This window comes from Paracoccus sp. (in: a-proteobacteria), from assembly GCF_030538695.1.
GTDB lineage: Bacteria > Pseudomonadota > Alphaproteobacteria > Rhodobacterales > Rhodobacteraceae > Paracoccus.
In genome coordinates, this window is record NZ_JAUNTN010000024.1 from 1 (window position 1) to 14,723 (window position 14,723).

At 62.4% G+C, this 14,723-nt stretch carries 15 protein-coding genes; 3 read left to right on the top strand and 12 right to left on the bottom strand.

What is annotated here, in order from left to right; all coding sequences use genetic code 11:
• Positions 1–157 precede the first annotated feature (157 nt).
• Entirely contained in the window at positions 158–523 is a 366-nt protein-coding gene (locus Q4G24_RS13325) for a hypothetical protein (RefSeq protein WP_303367031.1), read from the top strand.
• 60 nt (positions 524–583) lie between these two features.
• On the opposite strand, the gene rpsI is transcribed toward Q4G24_RS13325, so the two are convergent.
• The 3 genes from rpsI to Q4G24_RS13340 all read right to left on the bottom strand — a co-directional run bounded on the left by rpsI (position 584) and on the right by Q4G24_RS13340 (position 2,111).
• Positions 584–1,075, bottom strand: coding sequence for a 30S ribosomal protein S9 (gene rpsI / locus Q4G24_RS13330; protein WP_303367032.1), 492 nt, complete (start codon positions 1,073–1,075; stop codon positions 584–586).
• A gap of 2 nt (positions 1,076–1,077) precedes the next feature.
• Positions 1,078–1,542 (bottom strand): 50S ribosomal protein L13, encoded by a 465-nt coding sequence (rplM, locus tag Q4G24_RS13335; protein ID WP_303367033.1) that lies wholly within the window; start codon positions 1,540–1,542, stop codon positions 1,078–1,080.
• 146 nt (positions 1,543–1,688) lie between these two features.
• Positions 1,689–2,111: a PaaI family thioesterase gene (locus Q4G24_RS13340; RefSeq protein ID WP_303367034.1), complete on the bottom strand. Its 423-nt coding sequence runs from the start codon at positions 2,109–2,111 to the stop codon at positions 1,689–1,691.
• Between the two features lie 57 nt (positions 2,112–2,168).
• Between Q4G24_RS13340 and Q4G24_RS13345 the strand changes: the two genes are divergently transcribed.
• On the top strand, positions 2,169–2,954 hold the full coding sequence (locus tag Q4G24_RS13345; RefSeq protein WP_303367035.1) for an enoyl-CoA hydratase: 786 nt from the start codon (positions 2,169–2,171) through the stop codon (positions 2,952–2,954).
• A gap of 9 nt (positions 2,955–2,963) precedes the next feature.
• Here Q4G24_RS13345 and Q4G24_RS13350 read toward each other — a convergent pair whose 3' ends face one another.
• The 8 genes from Q4G24_RS13350 to Q4G24_RS13385 all read right to left on the bottom strand — a co-directional run bounded on the left by Q4G24_RS13350 (position 2,964) and on the right by Q4G24_RS13385 (position 12,918).
• On the bottom strand, positions 2,964–3,707 hold the full coding sequence (locus Q4G24_RS13350) for a cytochrome c biogenesis CcdA family protein (RefSeq protein ID WP_303367036.1): 744 nt from the start codon (positions 3,705–3,707) through the stop codon (positions 2,964–2,966).
• A 119-nt stretch (positions 3,708–3,826) separates the two neighbouring features.
• Positions 3,827–6,355, bottom strand: coding sequence for a ribonuclease E/G (locus tag Q4G24_RS13355; RefSeq protein ID WP_303367037.1), 2,529 nt, complete (start codon positions 6,353–6,355; stop codon positions 3,827–3,829).
• 510 nt (positions 6,356–6,865) lie between these two features.
• Positions 6,866–7,294 carry a hypothetical protein gene (locus tag Q4G24_RS13360; RefSeq protein ID WP_303367038.1) on the bottom strand — a complete coding sequence of 143 codons (429 nt, stop codon included), beginning with the start codon at positions 7,292–7,294 and terminating at the stop codon, positions 6,866–6,868.
• 12 nt (positions 7,295–7,306) lie between these two features.
• Positions 7,307–8,632 (bottom strand): sigma-54 dependent transcriptional regulator, encoded by a 1,326-nt coding sequence (locus Q4G24_RS13365; RefSeq protein ID WP_303367039.1) that lies wholly within the window; start codon positions 8,630–8,632, stop codon positions 7,307–7,309.
• A 14-nt stretch (positions 8,633–8,646) separates the two neighbouring features.
• Positions 8,647–10,368 (bottom strand): ATP-binding protein, encoded by a 1,722-nt coding sequence (locus Q4G24_RS13370; RefSeq protein WP_303367095.1) that lies wholly within the window; start codon positions 10,366–10,368, stop codon positions 8,647–8,649.
• 124 nt (positions 10,369–10,492) lie between these two features.
• Positions 10,493–11,161 carry a phosphoribosylformylglycinamidine synthase subunit PurQ gene (purQ, locus tag Q4G24_RS13375; RefSeq protein ID WP_303367040.1) on the bottom strand — a complete coding sequence of 223 codons (669 nt, stop codon included), beginning with the start codon at positions 11,159–11,161 and terminating at the stop codon, positions 10,493–10,495.
• Positions 11,162–11,222: 61 nt separating this feature from the next.
• A complete protein-coding gene (locus tag Q4G24_RS13380) occupies positions 11,223–11,645 on the bottom strand; it encodes an EamA family transporter (RefSeq protein WP_303367041.1) in 423 nt (140 codons plus the stop codon).
• Between the two features lie 61 nt (positions 11,646–11,706).
• Positions 11,707–12,918 (bottom strand): NADP-dependent isocitrate dehydrogenase, encoded by a 1,212-nt coding sequence (locus Q4G24_RS13385; RefSeq protein WP_303367042.1) that lies wholly within the window; start codon positions 12,916–12,918, stop codon positions 11,707–11,709.
• Here Q4G24_RS13385 and Q4G24_RS13390 point away from each other — a divergent pair.
• Positions 12,905–13,252, top strand: a complete 348-nt coding sequence (locus tag Q4G24_RS13390; protein ID WP_303367043.1) for a hypothetical protein — start codon at positions 12,905–12,907, stop codon at positions 13,250–13,252. The two genes, Q4G24_RS13385 and Q4G24_RS13390, sit on opposite strands and share 14 nt — an antisense overlap.
• A gap of 294 nt (positions 13,253–13,546) precedes the next feature.
• Here Q4G24_RS13390 and Q4G24_RS13395 read toward each other — a convergent pair whose 3' ends face one another.
• Positions 13,547–14,671, bottom strand: a complete 1,125-nt coding sequence (locus tag Q4G24_RS13395) for an HD family hydrolase (protein ID WP_303367044.1) — start codon at positions 14,669–14,671, stop codon at positions 13,547–13,549.
• Between the last annotated feature and the right edge of the window lie 52 nt (positions 14,672–14,723).

Here is a 14,723-nt window from a genome sequence, read left to right on the forward strand (position 1 = left end):
CCCAACAAACAACGCGCAGATGAAGGAGACGTAAGAGCAAGAAGCAGCAGAATCAGCCCTGTCAATTAACTATGCACAGCAGGCGTCCGCATCGCGGCATCCGCAACATGAACCACGTCACCCATATGCCCACGGCATAGCGACAAGAGGGAACAGCATGACCTATAAGCTGATCGGGTATGAAGACATGCTCTACCCCGAAACACGACTGCTGGCCTTTGATCCTCTGAACAGCTTTCGGCACCTTGATAACCCATATCACGACATGGACCGCGACGACTTTCTGCATCAGCGGTCGGCACTGGAGTTCGTCCGTGATCAGATGACCGACGCCCAGCGGGCCGAGCTGGCACAAGTAGATGACCACCTTCGACAGAACGCCACAGTCTTTAATGAGGCTTTCACTCGCGTCCATGCGCTGACGGATCGCAGCACGGCATTGGATGGTTGGGTTGAGGATGCAGAAGGCAACACGCCGGCCATCCCGCGCAGCCATTGGTGGTGGTGGCCGCTTCCCACCTGAGCCCAAAAGCAAAAACGCGGCCCCGAGGGACCGCGTTTTCGTATCGCAATAGCGCCAGAATCAGCGCTTCGAGAACTGGAAGCTACGGCGTGCTTTCGCCTTACCGTATTTCTTCCGTTCCACCACGCGACTGTCGCGGGTCAGGAAACCAGCGGCTTTCAGCGCGGCGCGCAGGGCCGGCTCGTGCAGTTGCAAAGCTTTGGAAATGCCGTGCTTGACCGCACCGGCCTGACCGGACAGGCCGCCACCGGCAACGGTCGCCATCACGTCATACTGACCGGCAACGCCAGCAACTTCGAACGGCTGGCGCAGGATCATTTGCAGCACCGGACGGGCGAAATATTCGCTCATGTCTTTACCGTTCACAGTCACTTTGCCCGAACCCGGCTTGACCCAAACGCGGGCAACCGCGTCTTTGCGCTTGCCGGTCGCATAGGAACGGCCATGCTGGTCACGCTGCGCTTCGCGCTTGACCGGGGCTTCCGCCACGGCGGCTTCGCTGCCCGAAACGGCGGATTTCAGATCGTCGAGGGTTTTCACTTCTTCGGCCATGATCACGCGCTCCGGGTGTTCTTCTTGTTCAGCGACGCCACGTCGAGAACTTCGGGCTGCTGCGCCTCATGCGGGTGCTCGGCACCGGCGTAAACGCGCAGGTTGGTCATTTGCTGACGGCCCAGTTTGTTACGGGTGATCATACGCTCAACGGCTTTGACCACGACGCGCTCGGGGTGAGCGCCTTCCAGCACCTGACGTGCGGTGCGGTGCTTGATGCCGCCCGGATGGCCGGTGTGCCAGTAGTATTTCTTCTGGTCGCGCTTGTCGCCGGTCATCTGCACCTTGTCGGCGTTGATGACGATAACATTGTCGCCCATATCCATGTGCGGGGTGAAGGTCGGCTTGTGCTTGCCGCGCAAGCGGTTGGCGACGATCGTTGCCAAGCGGCCCAGAACGATGCCTTCGGCGTCGATCAGGATCCACTTCTTTTCGATCTCCGCCGGTTTAGCGGTATAGGTTTTCATCTGTCTGCCCTTAAGGGGTGTAATCCGAGATGCGGGCTTATCCACGATCCGGGCGCGTAAATCAACCCGCGCACCGGCTATTTAGTTAAGCGTTTTCAATGTGATACAAAATAGGTAATTAAATACCACATCGCAAGAGCCGGTTTTCACCCCGCTTTCGGCGGAATCGAATAGGTCATGCTGGATCGCGCCACCACCGCGTCGCTGCCCTCTGACCGGATCAGCACATCACCCACGGCCAGCGCCCGGCCCAGTTTCAGCAGCCGGCAATCCGCAATCAGCGCCACACCCGCCGCAGGTTTGCGCATGAAATCAATGCTGGCATTGGTCGTCACCGCCAGCGCCACCGGGCCGATCCGCGACAGAATCGCACAATAGACAGCCACATCGGCCAGCGCGAACATCGCCGGACCGCTGACCGTGCCACCGGGACGCAGGCTGCCATTATCAACTGCCAGCCGCATCCGCACCCCGTCGGGCGTAACCTCAGCTACCGTGAAGCCCTGCGCTTGCGGGAAATCCCGCGCCAGAAAATCGTTCAGCGCCGCTGCATCCATAATGGCTTTCATGCTTTCCCCCTGCCCTCTCTGCGCCTACCCTGAACCGGCAAAGGGAGGGTTTGCAACATGTCCGATCTGATTTTACGCGACGATTCCGGTGGCATTGCCCATCTGGAGCTGAACAGCCCCGGCAATTTCAACGCCCTGTCAGACCAGATGATCACGGCGCTGGATGCGGTGCTGGACAGTATCGCCGCAGACCCGACGATTCGCGTGGTGGTGCTGTCCGGGGCGGGCAAGGCGTTTTGTGCAGGTCACGATCTGCGCCAGATGCAAGCAGCACGCGACAGCGCCGATCAGGGGCGCGCCGCGTTTGAGGCGCTGTTTGCCCGCTGCGCTAAAGTTATGCAAAAGATCCCCACCCTGCCTCAGCCGGTGATTGCGCAGGTCCATGGGATCGCCACCGCTGCGGGCTGCCAGTTGGCGGCAAGCTGCGACCTGGTGACGGCCGCCGAAGATGCCCGCTTTGGCGTCAATGGCATCAATATCGGGCTGTTCTGTTCAACCCCGATGGTCGCGCTGACCCGCGTGGTGCCGCCAAAGCTCGCTTTTGAAATGCTGACGACCGGCGGCTTTATCAGCGCAGAACGTGCCTATGAGGCCGGATTGGTGAACCGGATATTTGCACCGGATGATCTGGCGCCGGGCACCCGTGTTCTGGCGGAAACGCTTGCGGCCAAGCTGCCTGCCGCGCTGCGAATCGGAAAGCGCGCGTTTTACGACCAGCAGGGGCTGGCACTGACGGACGCCTATCAGCAGATGGGCGAGACCATATGTGACAACCTGATGCGCGCCGACACCGCCGAAGGTATCGCGGCCTTTCTGGACAAGCGCGAGCCGGACTGGCCTTAACCGCTGGCCTTAACCGATCGTCGCCAGCACCGGGAAAGTCTCAAGCAGCCAGAACGAGAACGCGCTGAACTGCCCCGTCAGCATCATCAGCCCGACCGTCCAGAGCAGCAGGCCCGAGATACGCTCGATCTTATCCATGTGCCGTTTGATGCGGTTCATCACGCCCATGGCGCGATTGATGAAAATGGCGGCCATCAGGAACGGAATCCCCAGCCCCAGTGCATAAATCGCCAACAATGCCGCACCCCGGCCCATATCGGCGCTGGATGCGGCCAGCGACAGAATCATTCCCAGTTGCGGCCCGATGCAGGGCGTCCAGCCAAAGGCAAAGGCCAGCCCCAGCACATAGGCCCCCAGCGCCGAGCCGCCCTGATCGCCCGCATCCAGCCTTGCCTCGCGGTCCAGCAGCGGAATGCGGATGATTTTGAGGAAATGCAGCCCCAGCACCATAATCATCACGCCCGAAACCTGCATCAGCAGGTCCATATACTGCCCAAAAGCCCGGCCAAAAGCCGAGGCGGCGAAGCCCATCAGCAGAAACACCGTGGACAGGCCCAGCACGAACATCACCGCAGGCAGCACCGCGCTGCGTTCCCGCGTTTTCAGCCCGCCGACGCTGACGCCGGCCATATAGGCCAGATAGGGCGGCACGATGGGCAGCACGCAGGGCGACAAAAACGACAGGACACCAGCCAGCAACGCCACAAAAGCGGCTGGCATGAAAGCGGCTTCGGCAAGTTCAATTCCAAACATGGCGGCACCCTGACCCAAAGCCGGGCGGCGTGCCAGCCTTTTCAGCCTTCACAAATGCGTAGAGCAACGAAAAAGGCGCGACCTATGGCCGCGCCTCTCATTAATCTGAATTGTTCGTCTCAGGCGCTCCACCAGCCGCGCCGTTTCGGCTTGGCAGGTTCAGCCGGGACCGGCTCGACAACGGCTTCCGGGGCCGGGGCGGGTTCCGCCTCATCGGGTGCCGCGATCTGCTCAACCGCCGGAGCTTCATCCGATGCCGCGACCGGATCAGCCGCAGGCGCTGTTTCAGCCAGTTCCGCAACCGGGGCAGCCTGCGGGGCCTCGACCTCTGCCGCAGAGACGGCTGCCATATCGGCGCTTTCTTCGGTGGCGGCCCCATCAGCCGCCTGCGTTTCGGTCAGCGGCGCGGGCTGTGCCACCTCATCCGCGACGCCCTCAACCGGCATATCCTCGACAGCATCCGCCTTTTTGCGGCTGCGCGAACGAGAGCGGGACCGGCTTTTCGACTTGGGTTCAGCATCAGCCCCAGCCCCGGACTTCACCTCGGTTGCAACGGCTTCGACACCGGCTTCATCATCCGAATCGGCACTGTCCGAATCTGCTGTATCAGCGCCATTTTCGGCACCATCACCGTTTTTCTTGCGCCGCCGACGACGACGGCGCTTGGAGCGCCCGCCGCCCTCACCATCCTCGGAATCGGTCTCGGCGCGGGTGACGGCGGTTTCCCCCTCATCCGCCGCCTCGATGATGTCGTCATCCTCATCCTCGGCGGCCTCGTCGATCTGCGCCATCAGGCTGGCGCTGACCGACACCACCGGCGCGGTCACTTCCGGCACCGAGCGGATTGCGGTCTTGAACTTTTCGATGCTGTAATCGGGCGAGATCAGCGAGGGGTCAGCCTCGACCCGCACCGACATACCGTAACGCGCCTCGATCATGCCGATATGTTCGCGTTTGCCGTTCATCAGGAAATTAGCCACCGCGACCGGCGCCTTGACCAGCACCTCGCGCGAGCGGCGGCGCGTGCCTTCTTCCTCGATTGCACGCAGAATCGTCAGCGCCATGGAATCATCAGAGCGGATCAGCCCGGTGCCGTGGCAATGCGCGCAGGGCTGGGTGGTCGATTCCAGCATCCCCGGCCGCAACCGCTGGCGCGACATTTCCAGCAGGCCAAAGCCGCTGATCTTGCCGACCTGAATCCGCGCCCGGTCGGATTTCAGCTTGTCCTTGAAGCGTTTTTCGACGGCGGCGTTGTTCTTGCGCTCGTCCATGTCGATAAAATCGACAACGATCAGCCCGGCAAGGTCACGCAGGCGCAATTGCCGCGCGATCTCATCCGCCGCCTCGCAGTTGGTCTTATAGGCTGTGTCCTCGATCGAGCCTTCCTTGGTCGCCCGGCCCGAGTTCACGTCGATGGCCACCAGCGCCTCGGTGATACCGATAACGATATAGCCGCCGGATTTTAGCTGAACCACCGGGTTGAACATGCCGCCCAGATAGCTTTCCACCTGATAACGCGCATAAAGCGGCATCGGGTCGGCGTAATGTTTCACGTTCTTGGCGTGAGACGGCATGATCATTTTCATAAAGTCTTTGGCCACGCGATAGCCGCGTTCGCCCTCGACCAGCACCTCGTCGATCTCTTTGCTGTAGAGGTCGCGGATGGTGCGTTTAATCAGGTCGCCTTCCTCATAAATCGGCGCGGGGGCGATGGATTTGAACGTCAATTCGCGGATCTGCTCCCACAGCCGCATCAGATATTCGTAATCACGCTTGATTTCCGTCCGGGTGCGCTGGCTTCCCGCGGTGCGGATAATCAGGCCAGCCCCTTCCGGCACGGCCAGTTCGCCAGCGATGTCCTTCAGCTTCTTGCGGTCGGCGGCATTGGTGATCTTGCGGCTGATCCCGCCACCGCGCGCGGTGTTCGGCATCAGGACGCAGTAACGCCCGGCCAGCGACAGATAGGTGGTCAGCGCCGCGCCTTTATTGCCGCGTTCTTCCTTGACCACCTGCACCAGCATGATCTGGCGAACCTTGATGACTTCCTGAATCTTGTAGCGGCGGGCGCGAGGTTTGCGCGGGGCGCGAGCTTCCTCGGTCACATCTTCATCGGTCAGCGATTCGATTGCCTCATCAGCGCCCTGCTCCGCAGCCTCATCCTCAGCCTCGGGGGCGATTTCCATGCCCGCGATCTGCTCAGACACCGGCGCATCGGCACCAGCCTCGGCCGCATCAGCGGCAGCCACTTCATCGCTGGCGACGGCTTCCGCATCCGCGACCACCGCTTCGGCCTTGGCGGGCCTGCGGCTACGGGATTTCTTGTCCGCGCGGGCGCTTTCCTCGGCAGCGGCGGCCTCGGCATGGGCGCGCTCTTCCTCGATCAACGCCTGCCGGTCGGCAGCGGGGATCTGGTAATAATCCGGGTGGATTTCCGCAAAGGCCAGGAACCCGTGCCGGTTCCCGCCATAATCCACGAAGGCGGCCTGAAGCGAGGGTTCAACCCGCGTTACCTTGGCCAGATAGATATTGCCCGCAAGCTGACGCTTGTTGACCGTCTCGAAATCAAATTCTTCGACTTTGGTTCCATCCACCACCACGACGCGGGTTTCTTCCGCGTGGGTGGCGTCGATCAGCATTTTCTTTGCCATATGTCAGTCTTTCGCACGACCGCAGCGGCCCGCGCGAAGGCGGGGCCACTGTCCGGGCGTGATATGAGAAAGACGCGACAGGCACCCGGATATAGGGTGACGCGGCGGCAGGGGCTGCCCCCTGCCTCCGGTCTGGTCCTGTATCCAAAGCGCGATCCATCGCGTCTGTTACCTTTCTGGCCCCACCAAAAGCGAGGCGACGAATATCGGCCCAGAGGCCCGCAGGGGGCATGAGCGTGATTTTCCGCGCATCTGACCCCCTGCCCCTTCGGGGTCAGGCCGGGTTGGTTGCGCTGCGAAACTGCTACGGGTGCGCAACCTGTGATTGCATTGCGCCCCCGGATATTCTGACAATAAAGGGGAAGATACCGAAAAGACAATGGCTTTTCTGCCCGCCGCCCGCCAAGCCCCCGAAAATCGCAGATATTTCCCGCATGGGTTTACAGCAGATCAGCCAGCCCCGGAAAATGGTCTGCGACCGGAACCAAAGTGTAAGGGGTGCCGAACGGCTCAAGCAAATCGAAGGTCCGCACGCGCAACGGCCCGCCCAAGGATCAGCGGGCGCAGGTCCGTAACGCGCCCCGCCACAACCTCATATGGCCGCCGTCCAACCCAGACAGACGCCCCGCTGCGGATCAGGGCGGCGCAGCCCGGATCAGTCTCGGTCGGCCGGTCATTTTCCCGTTCCCGCAGATACAGCACCGCCTGTCCGGCCAGATCAGGCACCGGCTGCGCCTTTGTGACCGCCGCCACAGCCGCCTGCGCCTGCCGTTGCTTCAACAGGGGCGGCACTACTTCACGCAGCGCCGCCGCCATGCAGATCAGCGCCCCGCGCAGCCGCACCCGCCGCCATGCCAGCAACGGGAACAGCACCAGACCGGCCAGACCGCCGAACCAGATCAGCGCCGCCAGTAGTTCCACGACCACCAGCATCCACATGGTGCAGGCCCCTTACAGATAATCGCCGCGCGACAGCCCGTATTTCGCCATCTTTTCGTTCAAGGTCCGGCGCGGCAGGCAGAGTTCCTCCATCACCGCCGCAATACTGCCCTTGTGGCGGCGCATCGTGTTGTCGATCAGCATTTTTTCAAAGCTCTCGACATATTCTTTCAGCGGCTTGCCTTCGGTCGTGGTGGCGGTCTGCGCTTCTTCGCCGTCGGCCATCAGCAGCGAGGCGATGCTGCCGGTGCCGCGCCGGTTTTGCAGCACCGCGCGTTCCGCCACGTTGATAAGCTGGCGCACATTGCCCGGCCAAGGGGCCTGCAAAAGCTGCGCGGCCTCTTGCGCGGTGACTTGCGGCGGCTCGCAGCCGTATTCCTCGGAAAACTGCTCGGACATACGGGTGAACAGGGTCAGGATGTCCTCGCCCCGCGCCCGCAGCGGCGGCACGGTGATTTTCAGCGCGGACAGGCGATAAAACAGGTCCGGGCGCAGCAAGTCCTCGACCTTCCGGCCCTCTCCCCGCGCGTTGGAAATGGCGATGATCCGGGTTTCAGGCGGGTTGCCAAGCTCGGACAGGACCGCCAGCAGACGGCCTTGCAACGCGTCCGACAGCGCCTCGATGTCCTCAAGGCACAATGTCCCGCCGCGGGCATCCTCGACCGCCGGAATCCCGTCCTCGACCGGGCCGAACAGCCGCGCCGCCAACGCCTCCTCATTGTAGGCACCGCAGGAAATCGGCACGAACTTCTTGCCTGCACGGGAACTGACCGCGTGCAGCGCATGGGCCACCAGAGTCTTGCCGGTGCCGGTTTCGCCGTCGATCAGGACATGGCCATCGGCCTGCCCCAGATCCAGAATATCCTCGCGCAGACGTTCCATCACCGGGCTGGAGCCGAGCAGCTTGGACATGACCTGCTGGCCTTCGGACAGGTCGCGGCGCAGAGCGCGGTTGTCCAGCGTCATTCGCCGGGCCTGCGTGGCCTTTTTCGCCAGTTCGGTCATGCGTTCGGGGTTGAACGGCTTTTCCATGAAATCCATGGCGCCAAGGCGCATCGCCTCGACCGCCATCGGCACATCACCGTGGCCGGTAATCATAATCACCGGCAGCGCCGAATCGACGCCCATCAGGCGCTTCAGAAAGGCCATTCCGTCCATACCGGGCATTTTAATGTCGGAAATGACCACCCCCGGCCAATCCGCACCGATCACTTTCAGCGCTTCTTCGGCACTGGCAAAGGTCTCGGTCTCGAATCCCGAAAGCACCAGCCACTGACTGATCGATTCGCGCATGTCGGGTTCATCATCGACAATCGCAATCTTTAATGTGCGCGGCATAACGCGTCTTCCTTTCACATACGCCTGTCCGGGGCAGCGCCATCCGGCACCCCCGGTCCAAGCGGCAATTCAACCACGAAAACGGCGCCCGAAGGTTCAAGGTTCCGTGCCGTCAGCCGTCCGCCAAGATCAGAAACGATCCCGGATGAGATCGCCAGCCCCAATCCCGTGCCTTCGCCCGGCTTCTTCGTGGTCCAGAATGGTTCAAAGAGTTTTTCCAGATCTGCAACCCCCGGCCCGTTGTCACGCACCGTCACATAGGCATGTGAGCCACTTTCCACCGTCAGTTCAATCTGCGGATCTGGCCGGTTTTTCAGCGCATCAAAGGCATTGCGCAGCAGGTTCACAATCACCTGTTCCAGCCGGATGCGGTCAGCCATGACCATCACCGGCTGTCGCGGAATACGGCGCAGCACCCGCACCGGGCTGCCGCGCAACTGTGGTTCCATCATGGTCAATGCATTGGACACCGATTCGCGCAGGTCCACGACCTCGACCGCCTCGCCGCCCTTGCGGGCATAGGATTTGAGCTGGCGGGTGATCGCGCCCATGCGCTCGATCAGGTCGTCGATGCGCTGAAAGCTGGACAGAGCCTCCTGACCGCGCCCACGCTGCAACAGCAGCCGCGCCCCGGCCAGATAGGTTTTCATCGCCGCAAGCGGCTGGTTCAGTTCGTGGCTGACGCCCGCCGACATCTCACCCAAAGCGGCCAGCTTGCTGGATTGCTGCACGGTTTGTTCGGCCACGCGCAGTTCTTTCTGCATCCGCTCGCGTTCCGCGATTTCCTGCGTCAGACGCGCGTTCAGCGCCCGCAGATCGGCCGATTCGCGCATATAGACCCGGCTTTGCCGCCGCGCCCGCCGTGACATCAGCCAGAACCCCGCCGCCAGCGCCACGGCAAAGCCCATCACCTCCAGCGCCAGCACGGCATTCACCCGTTCCCGGATGGAATCATAGGTGGCAAAAACCGTCATCCGCCAGCCCCGGAAGGGAATCCGGGTTTCAGTCCGCATCACCGCCTTGCCGCGCAGATAGGCGTCTGCCTCTGGGTTCGCCCAATCCGCCGTGACCTGAAACGCCCGCTGGATGGCCGAAGGCGCGGATCGCACCGCCAGCGCCTCATCCATCGTCAGGCCGCGCCAGCGTGCTTCAGTCGCCAGAATGATCCGGCCCTCGCTGTCCGTCACCGCGACCGCATCGGAAATCCCCGACCATGAGCGTTCCAGCCGGGTCAGATCGCTGCCCACCACGATCACGCCCAGCGTGCGGCCTTCGGACAATATCACCCGCGAATAGGCGAAATCGAACCCCCCCGCAGGCCCCGCCGACACCGTGAACACCGTGTCCCGCGCCCGCAGCGCATCGACATAAAACGGATCGCTGGAGTAGCTTTTGCCGATCAGTTGCCGGTCTGTCGCCCCGACCGTCCGCCCCGAGGCATCCAGCAGCCGTATCCATGCCGCGCCGATTTCCTGCTGCGACTGGATCAGCCGCGCTGAGGTGGTCGAGAAATCCCCGCTTTGCAGCGCCCCGATCAGCGCCGGGTCACGCGCCAGAAGCTGCGGCACGACCGAGGTGCGCTGCAATTCCGAAATCAGGTTGCCGGTGTAAAGGGCTGACCGCAACTCCGACCGGACCCGCGTTGTTTCGGAAAACCGCTCGCTCAGCCAGCTATTCGTCAGCCAGATAATCCCCAGCCCCAGTGTCATCAGCACCAGCAGCACCAGCGAGGTCATCGACAACCACGGGCGCCCGCGCCTTGTCGGCGCGCCGGTCTGGATCACATCCGTCATGCCAAAAGCCTGCGTATCATGGGCGCAAATCTAGGCGCGCCCCGGCAGTATCTCAAGCGCGAACCGCTCAGGCCGCCACCACCGAGGCCACCAGCCCCGCGAACAGCGCCTGCCCGTCGGTGCCGCCATGCGCCGCATCGACCGCCCGTTCCGGGTGCGGCATCAGCCCCAGCACCCGGCGGTTTTCCGACAAGACCCCGGCAATATCCGCAACCGAGCCATTGATCCCCGGCGCATAGGTAAAGGCCACCCGGTCCTGATCGCGCAGCGCGGCCAGCCCTTCGGCGTCGATCTGATAATTCCCATCGTGATGCGCCACCGGCACCCGCAGCACCGCGCCCGCAGCATAACCGCTGGTAAAATCGCTGGCGCTGGTTTCCACCCGCAGCCCGACCTCGCGGCAGACAAAGGTCAGCCCGGCATTGCGCATCAAAGCGCCGGGCAGCAGCTTCAGCTCGGTCAGCACCTGAAATCCGTTACAGACCCCCAGCACATAGCCGCCACGTTCCGCATGAGCGCGCAGCGCCGCCGCAATGGGCGACTGCGCCGCAATCGCGCCGCAGCGCAGATAGTCGCCAAAGGAAAACCCGCCCGGCACCGCAACCAGATCGACACCTTGCGGCAGCGCATCATCCTTGTGCCAGACCTTTTCGACCTGCGCCCCCGCGCGGGTCAGCGCAACCACCATGTCGCGGTCGCAATTCGATCCGGGAAAGGTAATGACGGCGGCTTTCATTGCAAAACTCCTGCACCTGTTCCCTTGCCGTTACACCAAAGCCCGCCGCCGGAAAAGCCCCTCAGCGCCAGCCGACCAGAAGCGCACCAAAGGCAATCAGCGCCACGCCCGCCCAGTTGATCCCCGACAGCTTTTCCCCCAGCAACAGGGTGCCAAGCACCGCCACAAACACCACACTCAGCTTGTCCAAAGGCGCCACCCGCGCCGCATCGCCCAGTTTCAGCGCCCGGAAATAACATAACCAGCTTGCCCCGGTCGCCAGTCCCGACAGGCCCAGAAACACCATCGCACGGGGCGGTATTCCGTCCACCCGCTGCCAGCCATGCGTAACCGTCAGCACCAGCGCCAGCACCGGCAGGATCACCAGCACCCGCAGGAAGGTCGCCATATCCGAACCAATATCCGACACCCCCAGCTTGGCGAAAATCGCCGTCGCTGCCGCAAACACAGCCGAGGCCAAGGCCCAGAAAATCCATTCCATCATACGCCCCGATCAGCGGCCCATTCAGCGAAAAGGCCGGGCTGATGCCCGGCCTTTCTGAAACTCAGCGCAGCGCCTTGTTCAGATATTCGTCCACTTTTTCCAGATAGCCCATGGTGGTCAGCCATTTCTGATCCGGCCCGACCAGCAGCGCGAGGTCTTTGGTCATGTAGCCATCCTCGACCGCCTGCACGGTCACACGCTCCAGCGTTTGGGCAAAGTTCAGCAGCGCCGCATTGTCGTCCAGCTTGGCGCGATGCTTCAGACCGCCGGTCCAGGCAAAGATCGACGCGATCGAGTTGGTCGAGGTCTGGTTGCCCTTCTGGTGTTCACGATAGTGGCGGGTAACGGTGCCGTGGGCCGCCTCGGCCTCGACCGTTTTCCCGTCCGGCGTCATCAGAACCGAGGTCATCAGCCCCAGTGAGCCAAAGCCCTGCGCGACGGTATCGGACTGCACATCGCCGTCATAGTTCTTGCAGGCCCAGACATAGCCGCCCGACCATTTCAGGTTCGACGCCACCATGTCGTCGATCAGGCGGTGTTCGTAATGGATGCCGGCTTTCTTGAACTTGTCCTCGAACTCGGCCTCGTAAACCTCTTGGAACAGATCCTTGAAGCGGCCGTCATAGGCTTTCAGGATGGTGTTCTTGGTGGACAGATAGACCGGATAGCCGCGCGACAGGCCATAGTTCATCGAGGCGCGGGCAAAATCGCGGATCGAATCGTCAAGGTTATACATCGCCATGGCCACGCCCGAGGACGGCGCGTCAAAGACTTCGTGTTCGATGGTCTCGCCATCCTCACCCACGAATTTGATCGTCAGCTTGCCCTTGCCGGGGAAGCGGAAATCAGTGGCTTTATATTGGTCGCCGAACGCGTGACGGCCGACGATCACCGGTTGGGTCCAGTGCGGAACCAGACGCGGGACGTTCTTGCAGATGATCGGTTCGCGGAAGATCACGCCGCCCAGGATGTTGCGGATGGTGCCGTTGGGCGACTTCCACATCTTTTTCAGGCCGAACTCTTCCACGCGGGCTTCGTCCGGGGTGATGGTCGCGCATTTTACGCCGACGCCGTATTGCTTGATCGCGTTGGCCGCATCAATGGTGATCTGGTCATTGGTGCGGTCGCGCTCCTCGATGCCCAGATCGTAATATTTCAGGTCCACGTCCAGATAGGGCAGGATCAGCTTTTGCTTGATGAAGTCCCAGATGATCCGGGTCATTTCATCGCCATCAAGCTCGACGACGGGGTTAGCTACCTTGATCTTCGACATCGGTGGTCCCTTTGGTTGGATTCGGCCTGTCGGGGGTATAGCGGAACGCAAACCGGAAGGAAAGTGCGGTATGCAACGGTATGCAGTTAATTCGGCGAACCATGCCTCAACCTATGCAGAGCGTCGCACCGAGGCACGCGCGGCCTTGGCCAGCATCCGTGAGGATCGCGCCGCCCTGAACTTCGCCTTCTGGACCGGCAGGCGGTATCTGCGGCTGATGGACAAGATCACGCTTGATCCAACATGGCTTTATGAACCTAAAAGCGGCTTGCCCGATTGCTATTCCCCTGCCGTTCTTCCCATTCCTCCCGTGCTGGCGGCGCGCTGCATCTGATGGGGTTGGTGTTGGCAGCGTCAGGATTACGCCGATTTCGACGATCTCCACACGCCCGGCCTCGTGACACCTATGTTCAATCATCACAACGACATTTGGCGGCGCGGGATACATCTCGGCTGCGCATTGAAACGGGCGCTCCCGGATCGGGACACCGCGTTCATGTATCTGGAAAGCGGTCATACCGCCGAAAGCACCGGGTTCGATGGGGACGGCTACACGGTCACAATCAACGACAAAGCGATGCAGCGGGCCGCCGCTTGGCGCAGCGGATCAGTTTAGGCAGGCGAAGCCTCAACGCCCCTCGAAATACCCATGCGCCCGCGCGGCAAGCCAGTCCCACACCCCCGGCGCACCGCTGGCGATCCTGACTCCCGCCCGGTCCACAAGCTGCGCCCATGTCACGCCGTATTCCGCCCATGTGCCGCCCTCGGCGCAGATGTTCAGCCAGACGGGCTGCGCCCGGTCCAGCGATTTGGCAAAACGCGCGTCGGGTGTCTGGTTCGCCTCGAACTCATCCCAAAGCGTGCGAAATGCGGCACCCGTCGCCGGCGGCAACAGCCCGAAAATCCGGTCGGCGGCGGCGGCCTCGGCGGCAAGCTGGTCATCGGAATGATGCGCCGCGCCGTTTTGGGCATGGATCGGCACATCGCCGGTGTCGATCTCGACCAGATCATGCAGCAACAGCATACGGATCACCCGGCCAATATCGACCCCAGGCCCCGCCTGCCCGGCCAGAACCAAGGCGTAAAGCGCCAGATGCCAGCTATGCTCGGCGCTGTTCTCGCGCCGCCCGGAATGAATCACGCTGGCCCGCATCACAGTTTTCAGCCGGTCCGCCTCGGCCAGAAAGGCCAGCCGCGCGGCCAGATCACCCGCCCGCGTCCCGCTATTCAGCCGCGCTTCGGCAGCGGCAATCACCTCGGGCCATTCCTCACGGAACCGCGCGATGCGCCCGGCACGCATCATTTGCCGCGCGATTTCCAGATGGTCAGGCAGGGGGGCCGGGGCATCGACGACCTGAAACAGCGGCTGCACATGGTCCATCCGCTTGGCCATGGCGGCATCTTCGCTCAGCCCGGCCTCGAACTCGCGCCACAGCGCGGCCAGCGCATCACCACCGGGCAACATCCCGAACAGCCGGTCCGCCGCTGCATTTTCCGCAGCCTGCAAGGCTGCTGCATCATGGTCCAGATAGATCGGCTGATCGCCCGCGTCGATCTCGACCAGATCATGCAGCAACAGCATCGCAATCGCCCGGTCCGAGGCCCCGAACACCATCGCATACAGCGCCACATGCCAGCAATGTTCCGCCGTATTCTCGCGCCGCGACAGGTCCATCAGCACATTGGCGCGCTCAACGGATTTCAGCCGGTCGGCTTCAGCCAGAAACGCAAACTGCGCCGCAAGCTCTCCCAAGCCAAAGCCCTTTCTTCTTCACCTAAATATCCCGGGGGAATCGCCGCAGGCG

Coding starts and splice junctions, on each gene's coding strand:
- Q4G24_RS13345 (WP_303367035.1), top strand. CDS start 2,169: ATGTCCGATCTGATTTTACGCGACGATTCCGGTGGCATTGCCCATCTG.
- Q4G24_RS13355 (WP_303367037.1), bottom strand. CDS start 6,355: ATGGCAAAGAAAATGCTGATCGACGCCACCCACGCGGAAGAAACCCGC.
- Q4G24_RS13340 (WP_303367034.1), bottom strand. CDS start 2,111: ATGAAAGCCATTATGGATGCAGCGGCGCTGAACGATTTTCTGGCGCGG.
- Q4G24_RS13360 (WP_303367038.1), bottom strand. CDS start 7,294: ATGTGGATGCTGGTGGTCGTGGAACTACTGGCGGCGCTGATCTGGTTC.
- Q4G24_RS13370 (WP_303367095.1), bottom strand. CDS start 10,368: ATGACCTCGCTGGTGCTGCTGGTGCTGATGACACTGGGGCTGGGGATT.
- Q4G24_RS13350 (WP_303367036.1), bottom strand. CDS start 3,707: ATGTTTGGAATTGAACTTGCCGAAGCCGCTTTCATGCCAGCCGCTTTT.
- Q4G24_RS13325 (WP_303367031.1), top strand. CDS start 158: ATGACCTATAAGCTGATCGGGTATGAAGACATGCTCTACCCCGAAACA.
- Q4G24_RS13365 (WP_303367039.1), bottom strand. CDS start 8,632: ATGCCGCGCACATTAAAGATTGCGATTGTCGATGATGAACCCGACATG.
- rplM (WP_303367033.1), bottom strand. CDS start 1,542: ATGAAAACCTATACCGCTAAACCGGCGGAGATCGAAAAGAAGTGGATC.
- Q4G24_RS13385 (WP_303367042.1), bottom strand. CDS start 12,918: ATGTCGAAGATCAAGGTAGCTAACCCCGTCGTCGAGCTTGATGGCGAT.
- Q4G24_RS13380 (WP_303367041.1), bottom strand. CDS start 11,645: ATGATGGAATGGATTTTCTGGGCCTTGGCCTCGGCTGTGTTTGCGGCA.
- rpsI (WP_303367032.1), bottom strand. CDS start 1,075: ATGGCCGAAGAAGTGAAAACCCTCGACGATCTGAAATCCGCCGTTTCG.
- purQ (WP_303367040.1), bottom strand. CDS start 11,161: ATGAAAGCCGCCGTCATTACCTTTCCCGGATCGAATTGCGACCGCGAC.